Genomic DNA, 20,229 nt, shown 5'->3' on the forward strand with positions numbered 1-20,229 from the left:
CTTGCTCCCGCTGGGCTGCGAAGCAGACCCAATCAATGCAATCGTGTTCTGTCAGATAAAACTTATGTGCTGAATTGCGACTGCTGCGCAGCCGAGCGGGAGCAAGCTCCCTCGCCACAGGACCGAGATTGCCAGCGAGGTTCTGGGAAGGCGCTGAATAGAGCCTTCGCAACGTAAATGCTGCGTAGCTATGGGCATGACGCTGCACCAATACCGTGCAATACTCGGCGTCGTCATAAATGGCGAAAAATCCTACAAAACCCAGACAATCCATCTCTTGAAATCGCATTTTTATCGAGATGTACGCCTGAATTTTGTGATTTATAGAGTGAAAATCTCTGGCGCCAGCTTTTTATACTGCACGCCCCGCTGATCTTGGAGGTTTTGTCCTGCAAGACGGTTCTGCCCACGAAGCAGGTCCGGTTTCAGGCAAGCGTTGGCTTATCGGCCAGCGCTTCGACACTCGGTGGTCATATCCAATAACAATATGAGGTTGTACCCCTATGCCAGTCGGCAATCATCTGCCTCACGGCGAGACCGCTCAGGGCGGTCCGCTTAAACGCGAACTCGGTGAGCGGCATATTCGCTTGATGGCGCTCGGTGCCTGCATCGGTGTCGGCCTGTTCCTCGGTTCGGCCAAGGCCATCGAAATGGCCGGCCCGGCCATCATGCTGTCCTACATCATCGGCGGTCTGGCGATCCTGGTGATCATGCGCGCCCTCGGCGAAATGGCCGTGCACAACCCGGTCGCCGGCTCCTTCAGCCGTTATGCCCAAGACTACCTTGGCCCGTTGGCGGGCTTCCTGACCGGCTGGAACTACTGGTTCCTGTGGCTGGTGACCTGCGTCGCGGAAATCACCGCAGTGGCGGTGTACATGGGCGTCTGGTTCCCCGACGTGCCGCGCTGGATCTGGGCACTGGCGGCGCTGATCAGCATGGGCTCGATCAACCTGATCGCGGTGAAAGCCTTCGGTGAATTCGAATTCTGGTTCGCCCTGATCAAGATCGTCACCATCATTGCGATGGTCGTTGGCGGTGTCGGTGTGATCGCATTTGGCTTCGGTAACGACGGCGTGGCGTTGGGGATTTCCAACCTCTGGGCGCATGGCGGTTTCATGCCCAACGGCGTGCAAGGCGTGTTGATGTCCCTGCAAATGGTGATGTTCGCCTACCTCGGCGTCGAGATGATCGGCCTGACCGCCGGTGAAGCGAAGAATCCGCAGAAAACCATTCCCAACGCGATCGGCTCGGTGTTCTGGCGGATTCTGCTGTTCTATGTCGGCGCGTTGTTCGTGATTCTGTCGATCTACCCGTGGAATGAAATTGGCACCCAGGGCAGTCCGTTCGTGATGACCTTCGAGCGTCTGGGCATCAAGACCGCCGCCGGTATCATCAACTTCGTGGTGATCACTGCGGCGCTGTCGTCCTGCAACGGCGGCATCTTCAGCACCGGGCGCATGCTCTACAGCCTGGCGCAGAACGGCCAGGCCCCGGCCGGTTTCGCCAAGACGTCGAACAACGGTGTGCCGCGTCGCGCACTGCTGCTGTCGATTTTCGCCTTGCTGCTGGGCGTGTTGCTCAACTACCTGGTGCCTGAGAAAGTCTTCGTCTGGGTGACGGCAATTGCCACCTTCGGTGCGATCTGGACCTGGGTGATGATCCTGCTGGCCCAGCTCAAATTCCGCGAAGGCCTGAGCGCCAGCGAACGGGCCGGCCTGAAATACAAGATGTGGCTGTTCCCGGTCAGCTCGTACCTGGCGCTGGCGTTTTTGGTGCTGGTGGTCGGCTTGATGGCGTACTTCCCGGACACCCGCGTGGCGCTGTATGTCGGCCCGGCGTTCCTGGTGTTGCTGACGGTGTTGTTCTACGTGTTCAAGCTGCAACCGACCAATGTGTCGCAGGGGGCAGTGCGTTTGGCTTCGTAACGTCTCGCTTGAAATGAAAAAGCCCCGGTCGTCGTGACCGGGGCTTTTGTGTTTCTGGGTGGGATGTTGGTTGACTGCCTGGCCGTCTTCGCGGGCAAGCCCGCTCCCACAGGGGGCCGCGTCGAACGTGATATTTGAGTTCGACACAGGACCTGTGGGAGCGGGCTTGCCCGCGAAGAGGCCCGCCCTGACAACATATTTCTCAGGTGTACTTACGCTTCTCCGGCGCCGGCGGGAAATACTGGTACAACCAGGTCTCGCTCAACGTCCGGTCATTGGTGCGGATAAACAACCGCAGTTCCACCGGCGCAACACTGTCATTGGTCGGGAACCAGTCAAAGGTAATCCGGTAACCCTTGATGTCATCCAGCACCAGCACGTTGAAGTCCTTGACCTCGCCGTTAGAGCACGTGACCACCGGTTCAATGCCCGTACCTTCAGGCAAACGATCCAGACCACCGCCCGTGAAGTCCACCGCAAACCGCCGCGCCCAAACCTCCGGATAATGCTCGCCCGGCGCCCAGCCCTCAGTGAAGCCGCCCATGCCCGAACGGGTCGCCGCGACCCGCGCCAGTGGCGTGCCGACCGGTGGCAGAGCGCTCCAGTAAAGCTTGTACCCGTAGTTCAGGGAATCGCCCGCCGCGACCGGTTTTTTCGGCGTCCAGAACGCGACGATGTTATCCAGGGTTTCGCCGGTTGTAGGAATTTCCAACAGATCGATAGAGCCTTCGCCCCACGCGGTCGTAGGTTCGACCCATAGACTTGGGCGCTTGCTGTACCAGTCGACCGTGTCCTGATAATTGGCGAATTCGTGATCGGTCTGCACCAGGCCAAAACCTTTCGGGTCGGTGTCGGCGAACGCGTTGAATTGCAAGGTAGCGGGATTGTTCAGCGGACGGCAGATCCACTCGCCGTTGCCGCGCCACATCGCCAGGCGATCCGAGTCATGGATCTGCGGGTGAATCGTGTCGCACATGCGCCGCTCATGTTTGCCGCAACTGAACATGCTGGTCATCGGTGCAATGCCGAGCTGTTCGATGGCGGTACGCGCGTTGATGTGAGCGTCGACGGCCATGACCACCTGACTGGCCTGGCAATCGATGTCGAAACGGTAGGCACCGGTAGCGCTCGGCGAGTCCAGCAGGGCGTACACCACGAAACGGGTGCTGTCCTTGTCCGGGGTTTCGAACCAGAACTTGGTGAAGTCCGGGAATTCCTCACGCTTCTTGGCGTAGGTATCGACCGCCAGACCGCGGGCCGACAGACCGTACTGACCGGAGGCATCGACCGCGCGGAAATAACTGGCGCCGAGGAAGGACAACACGTCGTGCCGGTCCAGCTCAGGCGCCTTGAACAGCTTGAACCCTGAAAAACCCAGGTCGCCCGTGAGCTGCTTGGTATCGACCGTGGTGTTTTCATAGTTGAACAGCGAAGGGCGGAAATGCACCTCCCGCGCCTGACGCGTCTTGGGGTCGACGCTGTACATGCGCACTGGCTGCTTGAAACCCATGCCGACGTGGAAAAACTGCACATCCAGCTGACCCTTCAAATCCTTCCACAGCGAATGATTGCCGTCGTAGCGGATCGCGTTGAAGTTCTGCGGCGTCATCGTCGCCAGGGTCGGCGGCAGCACCTGCTTGGTGTCCTGATAACGGTTGCCGGCAAGCTGCCTGGCCTGGATTTTCAGGGCTTCGAAATCGAAGGCTTGAGCCTCGCCATCAGCCGTGCCGTTACTCGCCCAGGCTCGCGCGGCGAGCAGGCCGGAGGCGGACAAACCGGTGTAGGCAGCGATGGCCATGGATGCTTTGAGCAAATTCCTGCGGTGCATAAGTACAACCTGTCGTGACAATCCCGCGCCGTTCCTGGCACGTGCTGGATTAGAAATGGAGGTTCGGACATGCCTTCGGCCAAACGCAACGGACTTTAAACAGATGCCAAATAGCTTAAACCGTTCGCTCGCAGAGCAAAAATGATTGATGGCGTGGCAATGGCATCGCTATGAAACAAGACATTTCCGGAAACGTTTCCCACAGAGCTTTCTGATTTATAGGGCGTTTCTGCTTTTTTCGACTAATTACTCTAAAAACCGCTTTTCAGCGCCAATTTACTTCCTATTCTATGGGCATGACCGGTTTCTGCCCTCAGGCCGGTGGGATTCAGTTGTACAAGGAAGCGGCTGAAAAAGAGAAGGGCGATGCGGTAACTGAAGTTTTCTTTGACGTAGAGAGGGACATCGTCCATGTCGAAAGTACAAGGCATCACCGAAATGTTGGGAATCTTCCCGTGCCTGGGACTCGGGCGGCGAAGGCGTCGTCTTAATTCCGAGGAGTTGAAGCTGGTGGAGCGCTATCGCGAGTTGTCGGAGAACGACCGGATTGCGATGCGGTATCTGGTGGATGCGATGCGGAGTGTTTCGCGGTTTTGAGGAGGTACGACGTTCAGCCGCAGCCATAGTGTCGCGGCTGAATGTCTCCAATTACCAATTCTGCGATCGCTCTGCCCGCTGGTGCAGAACACGCAGTACCTGTATCTGGCCATGCACCAATCGATAGGGAGCAATAAATGGATAACGGCCAAATACCAGCTCGCGTACATCCGGTACTACCGAGGGCCTTCCTGAACCTGGAAACCGCTCCAGTTGATGGAAGGATTGCAGAAAAATCGCTATGACCTCGAAAGCAGCGTCAGCGCCAAGGACGCCTTGGTAATACTCGTGTATGGCATCAAGGTCACTTTCAGCTTTTTCAGTCAGTACTACGCTCGGCACGTTTTGCCCACTTAGCCTTCACGGCGTCCAGATCAGTAAGTTTTCCTGCGTCGGCGTCTGTTATGCCGTCGCTTATTGCTTGCAGATGCCATGACTCGGCTTCCACATATCGAACCAATGCACGCTTGAGATGGTACTGACGGTCTCGATCGGTGGCCGCAGCCAGACTATCCAGCTGTTGGGCCAGAGTTTCTTCAACTCGAAAAGACAAAACGGGCGAGGCCATGGTGGCTCTCCTAAACGTGTATACGTTGTAAACGACGTAAACACCCTAGGTCTTACCGGCTTGTTCGTCAACCAGGCGTGGTGCATTGGTTTGAAGAAACCTTAGCGGGCAAAAGCAGAACGGGAGAAGGGGATGTATTTCGAACAATGTAGGAGCGAGCTTGCTCGCGATGGTCGTCAACGATAACGCGTGATTTCTGATTTAACGCGGCGCCTTGAAGTTCATCGCGAGCAAGCTCGCTCCTACATTCAGCTACAGGTACCCATGATCGGGAACGGTCGCTGCGCCTGCACCAGATCAGGCATGTCCCGCCACTTGATCCACGCCGAGTCCTGCCAGTGCAGTAAGCGGCACCGAGAGCCCGCCCCATTGCAACGAACTCAGACTCGGAATGTTTTCGACTGATGCCGCGTTCGACTCACGCAGCGTAGGTATTACTTCGTTACTCAGCCATTGGCGCAGGTTTCGGTTTTCCGGGACGAAATGGTGGACCAGCAACGCGTACATTCCAGACTCGCTGACCATGAGTGATTCGACCGTTTTGCCGTTCTTCAGCAGCCAGACATACCGGCGTTGATCGGGATCGAGTTTTTGGGTGAGTCGTTGGTCCAGCGGGCGACCCATCAGACGTCCCAGGTCATGGACGCAGAACCAGGCTTGGTTGCCTTGGATGATGGCGTGGAGGAAGCGGTTGTGGTGGGGAAATATGGTGGGAACGAAATGAGGATGAATTTCAGACAGATTTGGCGTGTGCATTATTCGACTCCAAGTTGAAAAGGGAGCCGCCACTCAGATGAGCGCGGTTGCGCCATATTGATTGTGTTCCGGCTTCGACACCGGGCCGCTAAATTTCAGCGACGGGGTAAGACTATCTTTCAGTCTCTCGGGGTGCCTAGCCTCCGCTGGCGCCGCATGTCGTAGGAATCAGAGTCTTTCCAAGAAGGCACGGTCTGTAGGATTTTCCTGATTTTGCCTGAGCTGCAGAGGCACAGCGCCGCACTGATAGTTTTTCATATAGGTTTTCCGCTTTCAGTCATGAACTGCGGGTTTACTGCATGTTGATCGAATTTTCAGTGGCCAATTACCGCTCCTTCCGTGAGAAGCAAACCTTGTCCATGGCCGCTACGCCGCGCCTGAGCAAAAAACGCAACGTGTTCAAACCGCCCGTAGAAGGAGAAAAACTGCCTGACTTGCTGAAAGTGGCCGCCATTTACGGACCCAACGCGTCTGGCAAATCTTCCTTGATGCGTGCCATGGGAATCATGGGCCATTTGCTCGCTTCTTCATCCACGTCAAAAGACGATCCTCTACCGGTTTCACCGTTTCGTTTTGACTCGCAACTCAAGGACGAACCCAGTTTCTTTGAATACAACTTCATCCAAACTGGGCTTCGCTATCGATTTGTGCTGCGCATGACGGCCCAGCGGATAACCGAAGAACAATTGGTTTCTTACCCAAAAGGCAAGGAGACGTTGTTGTATGAACGCAGTTTCGATGATGAAGGTGAGACGTATGTTTTTGGCTCAACCCTTGAGGGCGGCAAAGAAGTTCACAAAGCCTGGCAGCGTCTGACCAGCCCGAAGGTGTTGTTTATTTCGCAGGCCGTTGCGAACAGCAGCGAAGAGCTGACGCAGTTGCGACGGCCGTTTAGCTGGTTTCAAACCGGCCTTCTCGTTGTTGAGCAGAACAACATGATTGGCCTGTCTGCCGCGTCGATCCGGTTTCTGCAGATGGCGTCGAATTACACGTGCGATTTACGAGACTTTCTAAAAGCAGTGGATATTCCGGTGTCCACGATTCAGCTAAATACGGACGCGGACTCCGTTCCGACTGATAAGAAGCTCACGCTCAAAGAGTTCTTCGCTGCTGCGCAAAAAGACAAAGTGACCCTGACACATACAAGTCTTTTGGGAAGAGCCGAGTTTGATTTTTCAGAGGAGTCTGGTGGCACGAAAAACCTCATTGGGTTCTGGTTGCCGTGGTTCATGATCAATCACGCAGGTGGGAGCGGGGTGCTGTCTGTCGATGAACTGGACAGCAGCCTTCATCCCGCCATCGTCGCGGAGCTGATTGAGAAACATCTGGGTAGCGGGCGGGACACTCAGTTGATCTTCACCACTCACGACACACACTTGATGAATGCCAAGGTTCTTCGACGCGATCAGTATTGGATCACCGAACGCGATGCCAATGGCTCAACCGATCTTTTTTCGGTTCACGATTTTGAAGGGCGAGAGGGAGAGGATGTCGAGCAACGCTATTTTGAAGGTCGTTACCGCGGTTTGCCGCTGATAAGGAGGGCGTGACCATGATGCGCTCGGCAAGGTCATTTGATCGAAGGGCACCTCGATTCAAACCTCAACCTAGAGTGTTGGTTCTCTGTGAGGACAGCCAGTCAGGGAAAAGATATCTGGAAGAGGCCGCGTTTCATTTTCGCGCCAACGCCCTGGTTGAGATCGTCCACTGCGGAATCACACACCCAAGTGGCATCGTGGAAAGAGCCATTGCCCGTCAAAAGTGGTTCGACAAGGTGTTTTGTTCACTGGATCGCGATACGCACCTATGTTTTGAACGGGCCATCGATATGGCGAAGGCACATCCAAAAATCCACGTTATAGCCTCATACCCCTGTTTTGAGTTTTGGCTACTTCTGCACTTTGGGTTCAATCGAAAGCCATTCAGAGCGGTTGGGAAAAACTCTCCGGGCGACTTGGTGACCAAGAGTCTCAGAAAAAAACCAACTATGGAGAAATACGAGAAGGGCAAAGACACCAACTATTTCGCTCAACTGCTGGGCGAGCCGTTCCAAAAGGCGAGAACCCTGGCCCCCAAGGTCCTTGAGGACGTCGCTGTTAGTGGCGAACCGAATCCCAGCACCGAGATCCATTTGCTGATGGATGAATTCGAAGCACTCTCCAAACCGCAGTCGATCTAGCTTCATCAAGCCTGCCCGCATCGCTGCGGGCAGGTCATCAATTGAAGAGCAATTTACGTTACTGGTTAACTTTCCATGCATCCCCAGCCGGCGCCGTACCATGGTCATACGGCTTGGCAATCCACATGTAAAGCAACCCCAAGCCAATCACGATCGCCGTACTCAACACCATCGCATAGTTGATGTACCACGCCGCATCCGGGGTACGTGGCCAAGCCATGTTGATGATGGCGCCGACGCCGTAAACCAGCGCGCCGATGTTCACCGCCCAGCCCCAAGCACCGAGGGTGAATTTGCCGCTCGGTTTCCAGCCTTTCAGGCGCGCATAAAGCGCCCCGAGGACGATCATCTGGAACGCGAGGTAGATGCCGATTGCCGCGAAGCTAACGATGGTCGCCACGGCGTCTTGCAGGAAGAAGCCCAGGATGATGATCAGCGCTGGCAGGACGCCGGAGACGAACAGTGCCGCGACTGGAACCTGAGTCGTAGGAGAGATCTTTTTCAGCAGTGAGCTACCAACGACCATTTCATCCCGGGCGTAGGAATACAGCAGACGACTCGCCGCCGCTTGCAGGCTGATGACGCAGGAGATGAAGGAAATCATCACCACACCCATCACCATTTTCGACCCGACCGGGCCGAAGGCGTTGTTGAGGATGGTGCCGACCGGGTCCTTGTCGGTGCCGTTGATCACGGCTTGCATGTCCGGTACGGCGAGGATCAGCGCCAGGCAGGCAAACATCGCTGCGATGCCGCCGATGTAGATGGTCATGCGCATGGCCACCGGGATTTGCTTGCTCGGGTTCGGGGTTTCTTCGGCCACGTCGCCGCAGGCCTCGAAGCCGTAGTACAGGAACATCCCCGCCAGCGAGGCGGTGAGGAAGGCCGGCAGATAGGAGCCGTTGATGCTGATGTCGAAGGTGTTGAACAACACGCTGATCGATTGATGACGCTCGAAAATCAGCAGGTAAACGCCGACGATCACCGCGCCGACCAGTTCGCAGAGAAAGCCGAACATGGCGATGCGCGCGAGCACTTTGGTGCCGCTGAGGTTGACCAGCGTGGCGAACAGCGTGAGTACCAAAGCGATGACGATGTTGGTGTTGTTGTTCGGTTCGAAGCCCATCATCGCGGCCAGATAAGGACCTGCACCCACGGCAACGGCGGCGATGGTGACGCACAGGGCGATGGAGTAGATCCAGCCAACCATCCACGCCCAGCGTTTACCCACCAACCGGCGAGCCCATGGGTAGACGCCGCCGGAAATCGGGAACTGCGAGACCACTTCACCGAAGATCAGGCACACCAGCAACTGGCCGCAACCGACCAGCAAATACGCCCAGAACATCGGTGGCCCACCGGCGGCCAGGCACAGGCCGAAGAGGGTATAGACCCCTACAACCGGGGAGAGGTAAGTGAAGCCCAGGGCGAAGTTTTCCCACAGGCTCATGCTGCGGTTGAAGTTGGAGGTGTAACCCAGCTTGCGGAGTTGCTCGGCATCGCTGTCGGCAGCGGCTGCGGAGAGTTCGGGGATTGCGCTCATGGTGTGTTAGCTCCGGAAAATCGGCAGATTTCGGATGTCCGAAACCGTGGCGGGGCCTTGGCGGCGCTGCCCGGATCGGTGGTTATTGTTTTATTTTGTGTTGAATCCTTGAGGTCAATCGCCGACATCGTCCGTGTGTCTGCTGAAAAGATCGCAGCCTGCGGCAGGTCCTACACAGGAACGGCGTTCAACCTGTAGGAGCTGCCGAAGGCTGCGATCTTTTCGCTTTTTAATGCTTGAACATCACATGCCGCACAACGGTGTAATCCTCCAGCCCATACATCGACATGTCCTTCCCATACCCGGACAATTTTTGACCGCCATGGGGCATTTCGCTGACCAGCATGAAATGCGTGTTCACCCAGGTGCAGCCGTACTGCAAGCGCGCAGACAGGCGATGTGCGCGGCCGACGTCGGCGGTCCACACCGACGACGCCAGGCCGTAATCCGAATCGTTGGCCCAACCGAGCACCTGCGCTTCATCGCTGAATTTCGTCACCGACACCACCGGCCCGAACACTTCGCGGCGGACGATCTCGTCGTCCTGCAGCGCGTCGGCCAGTACCGTTGGCTCGAAGAAGAAGCCATTGCCTTCAACCGTCTTGCCGCCAGTGATCAGGCGGATGTGCGATTGCGCCACGGCGCGTTCGACGAACCCTGCCACGCGGTCGCGATGTTGCGCGGTGATCAACGGCCCCAGTTCGGTCGACGGATCATCCTGCAATCCGTACTTGATGCTGCTGACCGCCGCGCCGAGCTTCTCGACGAATTTTTCGTAGATGCCTTCCTGCGCGTAGATGCGGCAGGCGGCGGTGCAATCCTGGCCGGCGTTGTAGAAACCGAAGGTACGAATGCCTTCAACAGCGGCATCGATGTCGGCGTCGTCGAAGATGATCACCGGGGCCTTGCCGCCCAGTTCCATGTGCATGCGTTTGACGCTGTCGGCGGTGCTGGAAATGATGTTCGAACCGGTGGCGATGGAGCCGGTCAGCGACACCATGCGCACTTTCGGGTGGGTGACCAATGGGCTACCGACGGTAGGACCACGGCCAAACACCAGGTTGAGCACGCCGGCGGGGAAAATCTCCGACGCCAGTTCGGCCAGGCGCAACGCGGTCAGCGGCGTTTGTTCCGACGGCTTGAGCACCACGGTATTACCGGCGGCGAGGGCAGGGGCGATTTTCCACGCGACCATCATCAGCGGGTAGTTCCACGGCGCGATGGAAGCGATCACGCCCACTGGGTCGCGGCGGATCATCGAGGTGTGCCCGGCCAGGTATTCACCGCCGGCCGACCCGCTCATGCAACGGCTGGCGCCAGCGAAGAAGCGGAACACATCGGCAATCGCCGGGATCTCGTCGTTCAGCGCGGCGCTGTAGGGTTTGCCGCAGTTGTCGGATTCGAGTTTGGCCAGTTCCTCGCCGTGGGCTTCGATGGCGTCGGCGAGTTTGAGCAGCAGCAGCGAACGCTCTTTGGGCGGGGTGTGTGACCAACTGTCGAACGCCGCGTCGGCAGCGCGTACGGCGGCGTCGACCTGGGCTTCGCTGGCTTCGTTGATTTCTACCAGAACGCGACCGAGGGCCGGGTTGAACACCGGTTGGGCGGGGCCTTCGCCGTCGAGCAGTTGGCCGTTGATCAGTAATTTGGTTTGCATGGCATTGTCCTCTCCGAATCTATTATTTTTCTCTGAAGGAACCGGCCCTAATGTGGGAGCGGGCTTGCTCGCGAATGCGGTTTAACATTCAACATTGATGTTGGCTGACACACCGCTTTCGCGAGCAAGCCCGCTCCCACATTTGATTCGGTTCCGACAGTAGCAATGAGTTGTCAGTTATTTCCCGCCACTTCCTGCCACGCTCTCCCCGCCACGGGTCAGGTAATAGGCGCCCAGAATCGGCAGCATGGTCACCATCATCACCAGCATCGCGACGACATTGGTCACCGGCACGTCCCGTGGGCGGCTGAGCTGATTAAGCAGCCACAACGGCAAGGTCCGTTCATGGCCGGCGGTGAAGGTGGTGACGATGATTTCGTCGAACGACAGTGCAAACGCGAGCATGCCGCCGGCCAGCAACGCCGAGCCAAGGTTCGGCAGGACGATGTAGCGGAAGGTCTGCCAACCGTCGGCGCCAAGGTCCATCGACGCTTCGATCAAACTGTGCGAAGTGCGGCGCAAACGGGCGATGACGTTGTTGTAGACGATCACCACACAGAAGGTCGCGTGGCCGACGATGATGGTGAACATCCCCGGTTCGATCCCCAGCGTCTTGAACGTCGCCAGCAACGCGATCCCGGTGATGATCCCCGGCAACGCAATCGGCAAGATCAACATCAACGAGATGCCTTGCTTGCCGAAGAAATCCCGCCGATACAACGCCGCCGACGCCAGCGCGCCGAGGACCAGCGCAATCAGCGTCGCAACGGACGCGATCTGCAGCGACAGCTTGATCGCTTCCAGCACGTCCGGCCGAGAGAACGCCACGCCGATCCACTTCAGGGTGAAGCCCTTGGGCGGAAAGCTGAACGCCGCGTCTTCGGTGTTGAAGGCGTAGAGGAAGATGATCAGGATCGGGAAGTGCAGAAACACCAACCCGCCCCATGCGGCTATTTTCAGGCCTAAGGAAGCCTGCCCTTGAGATGAAGAGTCAGAGTGCATCGAAGGCCCCCAGTCGTTTGACGATGGTCAGGTAAATGGCGATCAACACAATCGGCACCAGCGTGAAGGCCGCGGCCATCGGCATGTTGCCGATCGCGCCTTGTTGGGCGTACACCATGCTGCCGATGAAGTACCCCGGTGGACCCACCAGTTGCGGCACGATGAAGTCGCCCAGGGTCAGTGAAAACGTGAAGATCGAACCGGCGGCGATGCCCGGAATCGACAGCGGCAGAATCACCTGCATAAAGGTCTGGCGTGGCTTGGCCCCGAGATCGGCGGAGGCTTGCAGCAACGACGGCGGCAGGCGTTCAAGGGAGGCCTGAATCGGCAGGATCATGAACGGCAGCCAGATGTAGACGAACACCATGAAACGACCCAAATGCGAAGTCGACAAAGTACTGCCGCCCACGCCCGGAATGCCCAGCACGAGCTGCAACACCGGCTCCAGTCCAAGGTGCTGGACGAACCACTGCGCCACGCCGCCCTTGGCCAGCAGCAAGGTCCAGGCATAGGCCTTGACGATGTAACTGGCCCACATCGGCATCATCACCGCGATGTAGAAAAACGCCTTGGTTTTGCCGGTGGTGTAGCGCGCCATGTAGTAGGCAATCGGGAACGCGACGACGGCGCTGGCGATCGATACCACGACGGCCATGCTCAGGGTGCGCAGGATGATGTCGAAGTTCGACGGCTGGAACAGTGCTGCGAAGTTCGCCAGGGTCAGGTCGGGGGTGACCGCCATGGTGAAGTCGTCGAAGGTGTAGAAGCCTTGCCACAGCAGCACCAGCAGCGAACCGAGGTAGATCGCGCCGAACCACAGCAGCGGCGGCACCAGCAGCAGCGACAGGTAAAAATTCGGCCGGCGATACAGCAGGTTGGAAAACCTGCGCAACGGCGAGCCGCTGGCCGGGGTTTGAGGGAGAGCCACGCTGGTCATCTCACACCCCGCCGGCAACGGTGTCGTGCAGCGGGATCATCGCTTCCCGTGCCCAGCGTGCGCTGATGCGTTGCCCGGTCTGGTGTTGGGCGCTGACGTCCAGCCATTGATTGTTGGCCTGGCTGATATTCAGGGTCTGGCCGTTTTCCAGTGTCAATTCATAGCGAGTGGCGCTGCCCTGGTACTGAATGTCGTGGAGCAAACCACTGACTTCGATTTCGTGGCTGGCCAGTGGTCCCTCGGAGAAACGCACGTGTTCCGGGCGAATCGAAAAGGGCTGCGGATTGCCGCTCAGCTGTTGTGCCAGATCGCCGCGAATCACGTTGGAGGTGCCGACGAATTCCGCCACGAAAGTGGTCGCCGGTTTCATGTAGAGGTTGCGCGGCGTATCGACCTGCTCGATGCGCCCCTTGTTGAAAACAGCCACGCGGTCGGACATCGACAGCGCTTCGGTCTGATCGTGGGTGACGAAGATGAAGGTGATGCCGAGCTGGCGTTGCAGTTTCTTCAGCTCGCTTTGCATTTGCTCACGCAGCTTCAAATCGAGCGCGCCGAGGGGTTCGTCGAGCAGCAGCACCCGAGGGCGATTGACCAGGGCGCGGGCCAGGGCCACACGCTGGCGCTGACCGCCGGAGAGTTGCACCGGTTTGCGCTCGCCGTAGCCGCCGAGGGCAACCATGTCGAGGGCTTCTTCGGCGCGTTTGCGGCGTTCGCTTTTGCCCACGCCTTTGACTTTCAAACCGTAGGCCACGTTGTCGAGCACGTTCATGTGCGGGAACAGCGCGTAATCCTGAAACACAGTGTTTACATCTCGTTCATACGGCGGCAGCCCGGCGGCTTCGTTGCCGTGAATCCGGATGGAACCGGCACTGGGCTGTTCAAAACCGGCGATCAGGCGCAAACACGTGGTTTTGCCCGAGCCGGAAGGGCCCAGCATGGAAAAGAACTCGCCGTCCTGGATGTCGATGGAAACCCGGTCGACGGCTTTCACTTCGCCGAAAAGACGGGAAACGTTGGTGAACTGGACTGCAAGCGTCATGGTGCGGTGCTCCGAAAAGGCGAGGGCCGTCACAGCGGCCCTGCCTGGACTTCTGGAAAAACGGGTAGTTGTTATCTGTAGGGTCGAACTCGGTTTTGGTCGCGCGATGATCAAGTGTGGGAGCGGGCTTGCTCGCGAATGCGGTTGAACATTCAAAAGCTACGCTAACTGAAACTCCGCATTCGCGAGCAAGCCCGCTCCCACAATGAGATCTGCATCAACTCACAGACTAACGACCGCCCATGATCGCGATGTAGTCCTGGGTCCAGCGGCTGTACGGCACGAATTTTCCGCCTTCAGCCTGCGGGGTTTTCCAGAAGGCGATCTTCTCGAACTGGTCGAAGCCGTTGGTTTTGCAGCCTTCGGCGCCAAGCAATTCGCTCTCCTTGCACCCCGCCGGAACCGACGGCAACGAACCGAACCAGGCGGCCAGGTCACCCTGGACTTTCGGTTGCAGCGAATGGTCCATCCACTTGTAAGCACAGTTCGGGTGCTTGGCGTCGGCGTGCAGCATGGTGGTGTCGGCCCAACCCGTTGCACCCTCTTTTGGAATGACCGAGGCCACCGGCTGCTTGTCCGCCACCAGGCCGTTGACCATGTAGCCCCAGCTGCTGGACGCCACGACGCCTTCGTTCTTCACGTCACTCATCTGCACGGTCGCGTCGTGCCAGTAGCGGTGGATCAAGGGCTGCTGCTTGCGAAGCAGGTCCAGCGCGGCTTTGTATTGTTCTTCGTTGAGCTGGTACGGGTCCTTGATTCCCAGCTCCGGTCGTTTCGACTTGAGATAGAGCGCCGCATCGGCGATGTAGATCGGGCCGTCGTAGGCCTGAACCCGGCCCTTGTTGGACTTGCCGTCCGGCAGGTTCTGTTCCTCGAACACCACACCCCAGCTGTCCGGGGCGGTCTTGAATACGTTGGTGTTGTACATCAGCACGTTCGGACCCCATTGATAGGGCGTGCCATAGGTTTGTTTATTGACGACGTACCACGGGCCATCCTTTAGACGTGGATCGAGGTTCTTCCAGTTCGGGATCAATGCGGTGTTGATCGGCTGCACACGCTTGCCGGCGATCAATCGCAGCGATGCATCGCCCGAGGCGGTCACCAGGTCATAACCGCCCTTGGACATCAGGCTGACCATCTCATCGGAAGTGGCGGCCGTTTTGACGTTCACCTTGCAGCCGGTTTCCTTCTCGAAACCGGTCACCCAGTCGTAGGCCTTGTCGCTCTCGCCACGTTCGATGTAGCCAGGCCAGGCGACGATATCCAGCTGACCTTCGCCCGCGCCGACGGCTTTCAGCGGTTCGGCGGCCTGGATACTGGCGCTGGCCAACAGCGCCGTGGTGATTGCACTGAGCAGTGCGGTCTTGTGCACGAACATGGGAATTCCCTCTTCTTTAATTATGGTCGGGGCAGTTGTGAACGTGGTGAAGCATGCCGTTAGCGGCTTGTTATTAGCGTAGTCAGAGATGCTGTCCGTGGCGCGCCATGATGTGCCGCACCACGCTGTAGTCCTGAAGCGAATCGCTGGAGAGGTCTTTGCCGTAGCCCGAGCGTTTCAGGCCGCCATGGGGCATTTCGCTGACCAGCATGAAATGGCTGTTGATCCAGGTGCAGCCGTACTGCAAGCGCGCGGCGACCTGCATCGCCTTGTCCAGGTTCTGGGTCCAGATCGAAGACGCGAGGCCGTATTCCGAATCGTTGGCCCAGTCCACCGCCTGTTCGAGTTGATCGAAACGGGTCACGGTGACCACCGGCCCGAAGACTTCGCGCTGGACGATTTCATCGCTCTGTTTGCAACCGGCCAGCAAGGTCGGCTGGTAATAGAAACCGGCGCCGGAATGCACCGCCGCACCGGTCACCCGTTCAATGTGCGGCTGGCCGAGGGCACGTTCGACGAAGCTGGCCACGCGGTCGCGCTGGCGGGTGCTGATTAGCGGGCCGATTTCGTTGTCGGCATCGCGTTTGCCGGCGAAGCGCAGGCTGCTGACCGCCGCGCCGAGTTCGGCCACCAGTCGGTCATGAATCCCGGCCTGTGCATAAATCCGGCAGGCGGCAGTGCAATCCTGGCCCGCGTTGTAGTAACCGTAGGTACGCACGCCTTCGACCACGGCCTGAATGTCGGCATCGTTGCAGACGATCACCGGCGCCTTGCCTCCGAGTTCGAGGTGCGTGCGCTTGAGGGTTTTTGCGGCGGCCTGGAGGATTTTTTGCCCGGTGACGATATCGCCGGTCAACGACACCATGCGGATTTTCGGGTGGCTGACCAAGTGGCTGCCAACGCCTTCGCCACCGCCGCAAATGATGTTGATCACGCCGCGCGGGAGGATCTCGGCCAGCGCTGGCGCGAGGGCCAGAATCGACAGCGGCGTGTGCTCGGACGGTTTGAACACCAGCGTGTTGCCAGCGGCCAGGGCCGGGGCGATTTTCCACGCGGCCATCATGATCGGGTAGTTCCACGGCGCAATCGAAGCGACCACGCCAATCGGATCGCGACGGACCATGCTGGTGTAACCCGGCAGATATTCACCGCTGAGCTGGCCGGTCTGGCAGCGTACGGCACCGGCGAAGAAGCGGAACACATCGACCGTCGCGCTCAAGTCGTCCTGACGGGCCAGGTGCAAGGGTTTGCCGCAGTTCAGGGATTCGAGGCGGGCGAGCAGGTCGGCCTGTTTTTCGATGGCGTTGGCGATGTCCAGCAGCAGGTTCGAGCGCTGCTGCGGCGTGGTCCGCGACCAACTGGCGAACGCACGGTGGGCGGCGAGGATCGCGGCTTCGACTTGCTCGGTGCTGGCTTCGGCGATGTGCGTCAGCACCTCACCGGTGGCCGGGTTGAGGATCGGCTCGACAAAACCCTGACCCGCGACCAGTTCGCCATCGATCAGCAACGCGGTGAACAACGGGGTCTGCGCGCCAGCCATTTTTCGGGTTCTCTTTTCTTGTGTGGCCATGTTGCTCCCTGTGACTGGGGCCGGCCGTCTTATAGATGTACCAAGACTAGTGCCCGGACCCGAGGTCGACAAATACTAAATACTGAAGGTGGCGTTCGATTAAATAGATGGCTTGCGCCCGCCGTGGGGTTGCTCGCGGGCGACGGTCAGGAACGGGTCCACCAGCGCCGGGCGTGCCGTGCCACGGCGCCATGCCAGGCCGACGTCGAGGGTCTGGCTCAGGTCCGCTATCGGGCGCGCTTCGATGATGTCGCCCTCCAGTGACCATGGGCGATAGGTCATGTCCGGCTGGATCGAAACGCCCAGGCCGGCGGCGACCAGGCTTCGTACCGCCTCGGTCGAGGCGGTTTTCAGGGTGATGCGTGGCTGAAGCGACGCCGCCGACCACATGCGCTGGGCGTTGCGGTCCATTTCATCGACGTTCAGTTGAATCAGCGGCTCACGGGCGACGTCGGCGAGGTTGATGCTGTCGTGTTCCAGCAAGGGATGCTGGGCCGGTAGCCACAGTCGATGGGGCGAGTGCGTCAATACTTCAGTCTGCAAGGCGTGGCGGTCTTCGAGGTTGGAGAGGATCAACACGCCGACATCGATCTCGCCGCTGACCAGCAGATGTTCGATGTACGGGCGTTCGTCCTCCATCACGCGAATCTCGACGTTGGGGTAGGCGCGTTGAAAGCGGGTGAGCAAATCCGCGAGGTAGTAACCGGCGACGAGGCTGGTCACGCCGATGATCAACTGCCCGGCGACTTGGTCGGTACTTTGTTGAAGGCTGCGTTTGGCGTTGTCCACCGTCGCCAGAATCAGGTGCGCCTGGCGTAGGAATTGATGTCCTTGGTGAGTCAGTGTCATGCCCTTGGCGTGACGGTTGAATAACCCGACGCCGATTTCCTGCTCCAGTTGCTGGATGGCCAGGGTGAGTGTCGATTGGGAAATGAACGCGGCTTGCGCGGCGGCCGAGATCGAGCCGGTCTCGGCCACGGCGATGAAATGGCGAATCTGACGCAAGGTCATCATGAAGAATTACCCGGTGGGCGGTTTTTATAGATTCTCCCGAGTGTATATCTTTTTAATCGATGGCTTTGCGGGTGTTACAGGAGATGAGCAACATCTGGAAGCACTCTCCCCAGGAGAGGCTGGGCACTTTCGATCTAGGCTGGGGGCCTTAAGTGTCCGATTAGCCCTTTCGTGGAGGCTGCAAGAATGAATACCCGTGGATTGCTCGATCAGTTACTCAAATCCGGCCAGGACATGTTGCAGAACAAGGCCGGCGGCTCGCAGAACAAGGCGTCCAGCAGTGGATTGGGCGGGTTGCTCGGCGGCAGCAGTGGTTCGGGTGGCCTTGGTAGTTTGCTGTCCGGCGCAGGTGGCGGTGCATTGGCGGCGGGCGCCATGGGCCTTTTGATCGGCAACAAGAAGGTTCGTAAGGTCGGCGGCAAAGTCGCCGTCTACGGCGGCCTCGCGGCGCTGGGCGTCATTGCCTACAAGGCTTACGGCAACTGGCAGGCCCAGCAGGGCACGGCACCGCGGAGCGAACCGCAAACCGTGGACCGCTTGCCGGCGGCGCAGGTCGAGCAACACAGTCAGGCGATTCTCAAGGCGCTGGTGGCGGCGGCCAAGGCTGACGGTCATGTCGATGAGCGCGAGCGGGCACTGATCGAAGGTGAGTTCACCAAACTCGACAACGATCAGGAGCTGCAACATTGGCTGCACGCCGAGCTCAACAAACCACTCGATCCAACCGATGTCGCGCGCGCCGCCAGCACTCCGGAAATGGCCGCCGAGATGTATATCGCCAGTGTGATGCTGGTGGATGAGGAGAACTTCATGGAGAAGTCCTACCTGGATGAACTGGCCCGCCAACTCAAGCTGGAATCGGGGTTGAAGGCCGAGCTGGAAAAGCAGGTGCGCCAGGCATTGGTCTGAATGCTCGGATAAAACTGCGGCGAGGGGCACGCCCCTCGCCCAGGCTATACGGGCTCTGCCTATGCCGTAACGGGGACGTCATACGCCCATCCGGAAAAAGTGTTCGCAGCATACTTGTCTTTTGAAAACCGCTGCCTGCAGGTGATTTTCATTCCTGCGTGTAAGCCGGTAGCGGCTATGGCCCAGCTACCGTCCGGGTTGGCAATCGTCTTGCCGTGAAAGCTCCCCACTGCCGTTTGATGCAGCTCGATATCTGCCCCTGGAACACCATTCTGCCCGCGTATTGTTGAGCTCATGGACGAATGTGTGATAACTGGCGGGTCAAATACCACAACACGCAAGGCATGACTGCACATGTACCAATTACCTTTCCCGTCCAGGTATACACGCAAATCATGGACACCGGGTTTCAGATCATTATTGAATGTCAGGTTGGTATCCCCAGTACCATCTGTCTTTTTATGATTGGTCAATTCGATACCCGTATTGGCATCGGTAATTCGTAGCCAGCTGTCGGCATGACCACCCACACCAAAAGTCGGGCGTCGCTGCACTTTCATCCCCTGATATGTTCCGTGGAAAAACGGTCGTGAGTACGCCGTCACAGAGTTGCGATCTTCTTCGTTCTCGCGTCCTGCACCGGGTACTGAGTATTCGAACTCGCCCTCATTGGTGTCAGTGCTCTCCATGCCCGGTACTACGTTGATGCGGATGATGGTGGTGTCCATGGTCCAGTCGCCGTTTCTCCACAGGGCAAGGATTATGTCGTTGAATCCAGCTGGCAAATTTTTATTCACAACCAGCGCGTACTCTCCCCATTCATTCGTCAAACCCACCCCGCTCAACGCCTTGAATGTGTGGGCATCCCTTAACTGGACGCTACACCTGGCATTTCCATGCACTTGAAAGGTTGGGCGTGAATTAGTTGAAGCTCCCCATTTTGGCGTATAAACCCCCGGCGGAGATTCCAGAGGTTCAATACCTTCATCCCGTACATTGCCTTCCGATACGGAAACTTCTTCTGCTGCACTGAACTGACTTTCTGCTTTTGACATGATCTCGCTCCTGCGTTTACCAATGGCTGTTGAGTGACTCTCAACTGTCGTTCTACGCCGAGCGCCGGGCGTAGCCTACCTGTCAAAACTGACAGTTCAGACGGGCGGTAACACTGCTCCTCCCCATGTCCTCTGCGTGTTCAAGGTTTCCGTCAGCGGCTACACCACCCTGCATCGCTGCGGCTCGATCAGCCGGATTCGCGAGGGATGGCGGCCGAGAGATCGCTAGCGCCGAGAAGCGCGCACCTGTTTTATTAATGAAACACCACCCT

The 20,229-nt window shown here is 58.3% G+C and carries 17 protein-coding genes and 1 pseudogene; 5 read left to right on the forward strand and 13 right to left on the reverse strand.

Annotation, left to right across the window (positions count from 1 at the left end; all coding sequences use genetic code 11):
* Positions 1–503: 503 nt before the first annotated feature.
* Entirely contained in the window at positions 504–1,925 is a 1,422-nt protein-coding gene (locus ACA073_RS05320; RefSeq protein WP_497402148.1) for an amino acid permease, read from the forward strand.
* Positions 1,926–2,127: 202 nt separating this feature from the next.
* Here the strand turns inward: ACA073_RS05320 and ACA073_RS05325 are convergent, their stop codons facing one another.
* Positions 2,128–3,753, reverse strand: a complete 1,626-nt coding sequence (locus ACA073_RS05325) for a glucan biosynthesis protein D (RefSeq protein WP_497402150.1) — start codon at positions 3,751–3,753, stop codon at positions 2,128–2,130.
* Between the two features lie 411 nt (positions 3,754–4,164).
* On the opposite strand from ACA073_RS05325, the gene ACA073_RS05330 reads away from it, so the two are divergent.
* On the forward strand, positions 4,165–4,350 hold the full coding sequence (locus ACA073_RS05330; protein WP_262167374.1) for a hypothetical protein: 186 nt from the start codon (positions 4,165–4,167) through the stop codon (positions 4,348–4,350).
* Positions 4,351–4,401: 51 nt separating this feature from the next.
* On the opposite strand, the gene ACA073_RS05335 is transcribed toward ACA073_RS05330, so the two are convergent.
* The 3 genes and pseudogenes from ACA073_RS05335 to ACA073_RS05345 form a co-directional block, all read right to left on the reverse strand.
* Complete coding sequence (locus tag ACA073_RS05335) at positions 4,402–4,692, reverse strand: type II toxin-antitoxin system RelE/ParE family toxin (RefSeq protein WP_497402152.1); 291 nt, start codon at positions 4,690–4,692, stop codon at positions 4,402–4,404.
* Positions 4,670–4,918 carry a CopG family ribbon-helix-helix protein gene (locus ACA073_RS05340; protein ID WP_497402154.1) on the reverse strand — a complete coding sequence of 83 codons (249 nt, stop codon included), beginning with the start codon at positions 4,916–4,918 and terminating at the stop codon, positions 4,670–4,672. Before ACA073_RS05340 ends, ACA073_RS05335 begins: the two co-directional genes overlap by 23 nt.
* 248 nt (positions 4,919–5,166) lie before the next feature.
* A pseudogene (locus tag ACA073_RS05345) lies at positions 5,167–5,674 on the reverse strand (BRO-N domain-containing protein).
* 299 nt (positions 5,675–5,973) lie between these two features.
* Between ACA073_RS05345 and ACA073_RS05350 the strand changes: the two are divergent.
* A complete protein-coding gene (locus ACA073_RS05350) occupies positions 5,974–7,224 on the forward strand; it encodes an AAA family ATPase (protein WP_497402155.1) in 1,251 nt (416 codons plus the stop codon).
* Positions 7,225–7,226: 2 nt separating this feature from the next.
* Entirely contained in the window at positions 7,227–7,853 is a 627-nt protein-coding gene (locus ACA073_RS05355) for an RloB family protein (protein ID WP_497402156.1), read from the forward strand.
* A 58-nt stretch (positions 7,854–7,911) separates the two neighbouring features.
* Here the strand turns inward: ACA073_RS05355 and ACA073_RS05360 are convergent, their stop codons facing one another.
* The 8 genes from ACA073_RS05360 to ACA073_RS05395 form a co-directional block, all read right to left on the reverse strand.
* Positions 7,912–9,396 carry an APC family permease gene (locus tag ACA073_RS05360; protein ID WP_497402158.1) on the reverse strand — a complete coding sequence of 495 codons (1,485 nt, stop codon included), beginning with the start codon at positions 9,394–9,396 and terminating at the stop codon, positions 7,912–7,914.
* A 229-nt stretch (positions 9,397–9,625) separates the two neighbouring features.
* Entirely contained in the window at positions 9,626–11,050 is a 1,425-nt protein-coding gene (locus ACA073_RS05365; protein ID WP_497402159.1) for a gamma-aminobutyraldehyde dehydrogenase, read from the reverse strand.
* Positions 11,051–11,227: 177 nt separating this feature from the next.
* Positions 11,228–12,052, reverse strand: coding sequence for an ABC transporter permease (locus tag ACA073_RS05370; protein WP_497402160.1), 825 nt, complete (start codon positions 12,050–12,052; stop codon positions 11,228–11,230).
* On the reverse strand, positions 12,042–12,989 hold the full coding sequence (locus ACA073_RS05375) for an ABC transporter permease (RefSeq protein ID WP_497402162.1): 948 nt from the start codon (positions 12,987–12,989) through the stop codon (positions 12,042–12,044). Before ACA073_RS05375 ends, ACA073_RS05370 begins: the two co-directional genes overlap by 11 nt.
* Position 12,990: 1 nt before the next feature.
* Complete coding sequence (locus ACA073_RS05380) at positions 12,991–14,028, reverse strand: ABC transporter ATP-binding protein (protein WP_497402164.1); 1,038 nt, start codon at positions 14,026–14,028, stop codon at positions 12,991–12,993.
* 229 nt (positions 14,029–14,257) lie between these two features.
* A complete protein-coding gene (gene ydcS / locus ACA073_RS05385; RefSeq protein WP_497402165.1) occupies positions 14,258–15,409 on the reverse strand; it encodes a putative ABC transporter substrate-binding protein YdcS in 1,152 nt (383 codons plus the stop codon).
* Between the two features lie 82 nt (positions 15,410–15,491).
* Positions 15,492–16,979, reverse strand: coding sequence for a gamma-aminobutyraldehyde dehydrogenase (locus ACA073_RS05390; protein ID WP_407012275.1), 1,488 nt, complete (start codon positions 16,977–16,979; stop codon positions 15,492–15,494).
* Between the two features lie 99 nt (positions 16,980–17,078).
* A complete protein-coding gene (locus ACA073_RS05395) occupies positions 17,079–17,993 on the reverse strand; it encodes a LysR family transcriptional regulator (RefSeq protein WP_497402167.1) in 915 nt (304 codons plus the stop codon).
* Between the two features lie 186 nt (positions 17,994–18,179).
* Between ACA073_RS05395 and ACA073_RS05400 the strand changes: the two genes are divergently transcribed.
* Positions 18,180–18,902, forward strand: coding sequence for a tellurite resistance TerB family protein (locus ACA073_RS05400; protein ID WP_497402169.1), 723 nt, complete (start codon positions 18,180–18,182; stop codon positions 18,900–18,902).
* A 59-nt stretch (positions 18,903–18,961) separates the two neighbouring features.
* Here ACA073_RS05400 and ACA073_RS05405 read toward each other — a convergent pair whose 3' ends face one another.
* Positions 18,962–19,957: a hypothetical protein gene (locus ACA073_RS05405; protein ID WP_497402171.1), complete on the reverse strand. Its 996-nt coding sequence runs from the start codon at positions 19,955–19,957 to the stop codon at positions 18,962–18,964.
* Between the last annotated feature and the right edge of the window lie 272 nt (positions 19,958–20,229).

This window comes from Pseudomonas sp. LBUM1670 (genome assembly GCF_059695695.1).

Bases quoted from the DNA above. Each gene is read 5' to 3' on its own strand.
- ACA073_RS05375 (WP_497402162.1), bottom strand. From the start codon at position 12,989: ATGACCAGCGTGGCTCTCCCTCAAACCCCGGCCAGCGGCTCGCCGTTG.
- ACA073_RS05395 (WP_497402167.1), bottom strand. From the start codon at position 17,993: ATGATGACCTTGCGTCAGATTCGCCATTTCATCGCCGTGGCCGAGACC.
- ACA073_RS05380 (WP_497402164.1), bottom strand. From the start codon at position 14,028: ATGACGCTTGCAGTCCAGTTCACCAACGTTTCCCGTCTTTTCGGCGAA.
- ACA073_RS05330 (WP_262167374.1), top strand. From the start codon at position 4,165: ATGTCGAAAGTACAAGGCATCACCGAAATGTTGGGAATCTTCCCGTGC.
- ACA073_RS05355 (WP_497402156.1), top strand. From the start codon at position 7,227: ATGATGCGCTCGGCAAGGTCATTTGATCGAAGGGCACCTCGATTCAAA.
- ACA073_RS05370 (WP_497402160.1), bottom strand. From the start codon at position 12,052: ATGCACTCTGACTCTTCATCTCAAGGGCAGGCTTCCTTAGGCCTGAAA.
- ACA073_RS05405 (WP_497402171.1), bottom strand. From the start codon at position 19,957: ATGTCAAAAGCAGAAAGTCAGTTCAGTGCAGCAGAAGAAGTTTCCGTA.
- ACA073_RS05390 (WP_407012275.1), bottom strand. From the start codon at position 16,979: ATGGCCACACAAGAAAAGAGAACCCGAAAAATGGCTGGCGCGCAGACC.
- ACA073_RS05320 (WP_497402148.1), top strand. From the start codon at position 504: ATGCCAGTCGGCAATCATCTGCCTCACGGCGAGACCGCTCAGGGCGGT.
- ACA073_RS05360 (WP_497402158.1), bottom strand. From the start codon at position 9,396: ATGAGCGCAATCCCCGAACTCTCCGCAGCCGCTGCCGACAGCGATGCC.
- ydcS (WP_497402165.1), bottom strand. From the start codon at position 15,409: ATGTTCGTGCACAAGACCGCACTGCTCAGTGCAATCACCACGGCGCTG.
- ACA073_RS05400 (WP_497402169.1), top strand. From the start codon at position 18,180: ATGAATACCCGTGGATTGCTCGATCAGTTACTCAAATCCGGCCAGGAC.
- ACA073_RS05340 (WP_497402154.1), bottom strand. From the start codon at position 4,918: ATGGCCTCGCCCGTTTTGTCTTTTCGAGTTGAAGAAACTCTGGCCCAA.
- ACA073_RS05350 (WP_497402155.1), top strand. From the start codon at position 5,974: ATGTTGATCGAATTTTCAGTGGCCAATTACCGCTCCTTCCGTGAGAAG.
- ACA073_RS05325 (WP_497402150.1), bottom strand. From the start codon at position 3,753: ATGCACCGCAGGAATTTGCTCAAAGCATCCATGGCCATCGCTGCCTAC.
- ACA073_RS05365 (WP_497402159.1), bottom strand. From the start codon at position 11,050: ATGCAAACCAAATTACTGATCAACGGCCAACTGCTCGACGGCGAAGGC.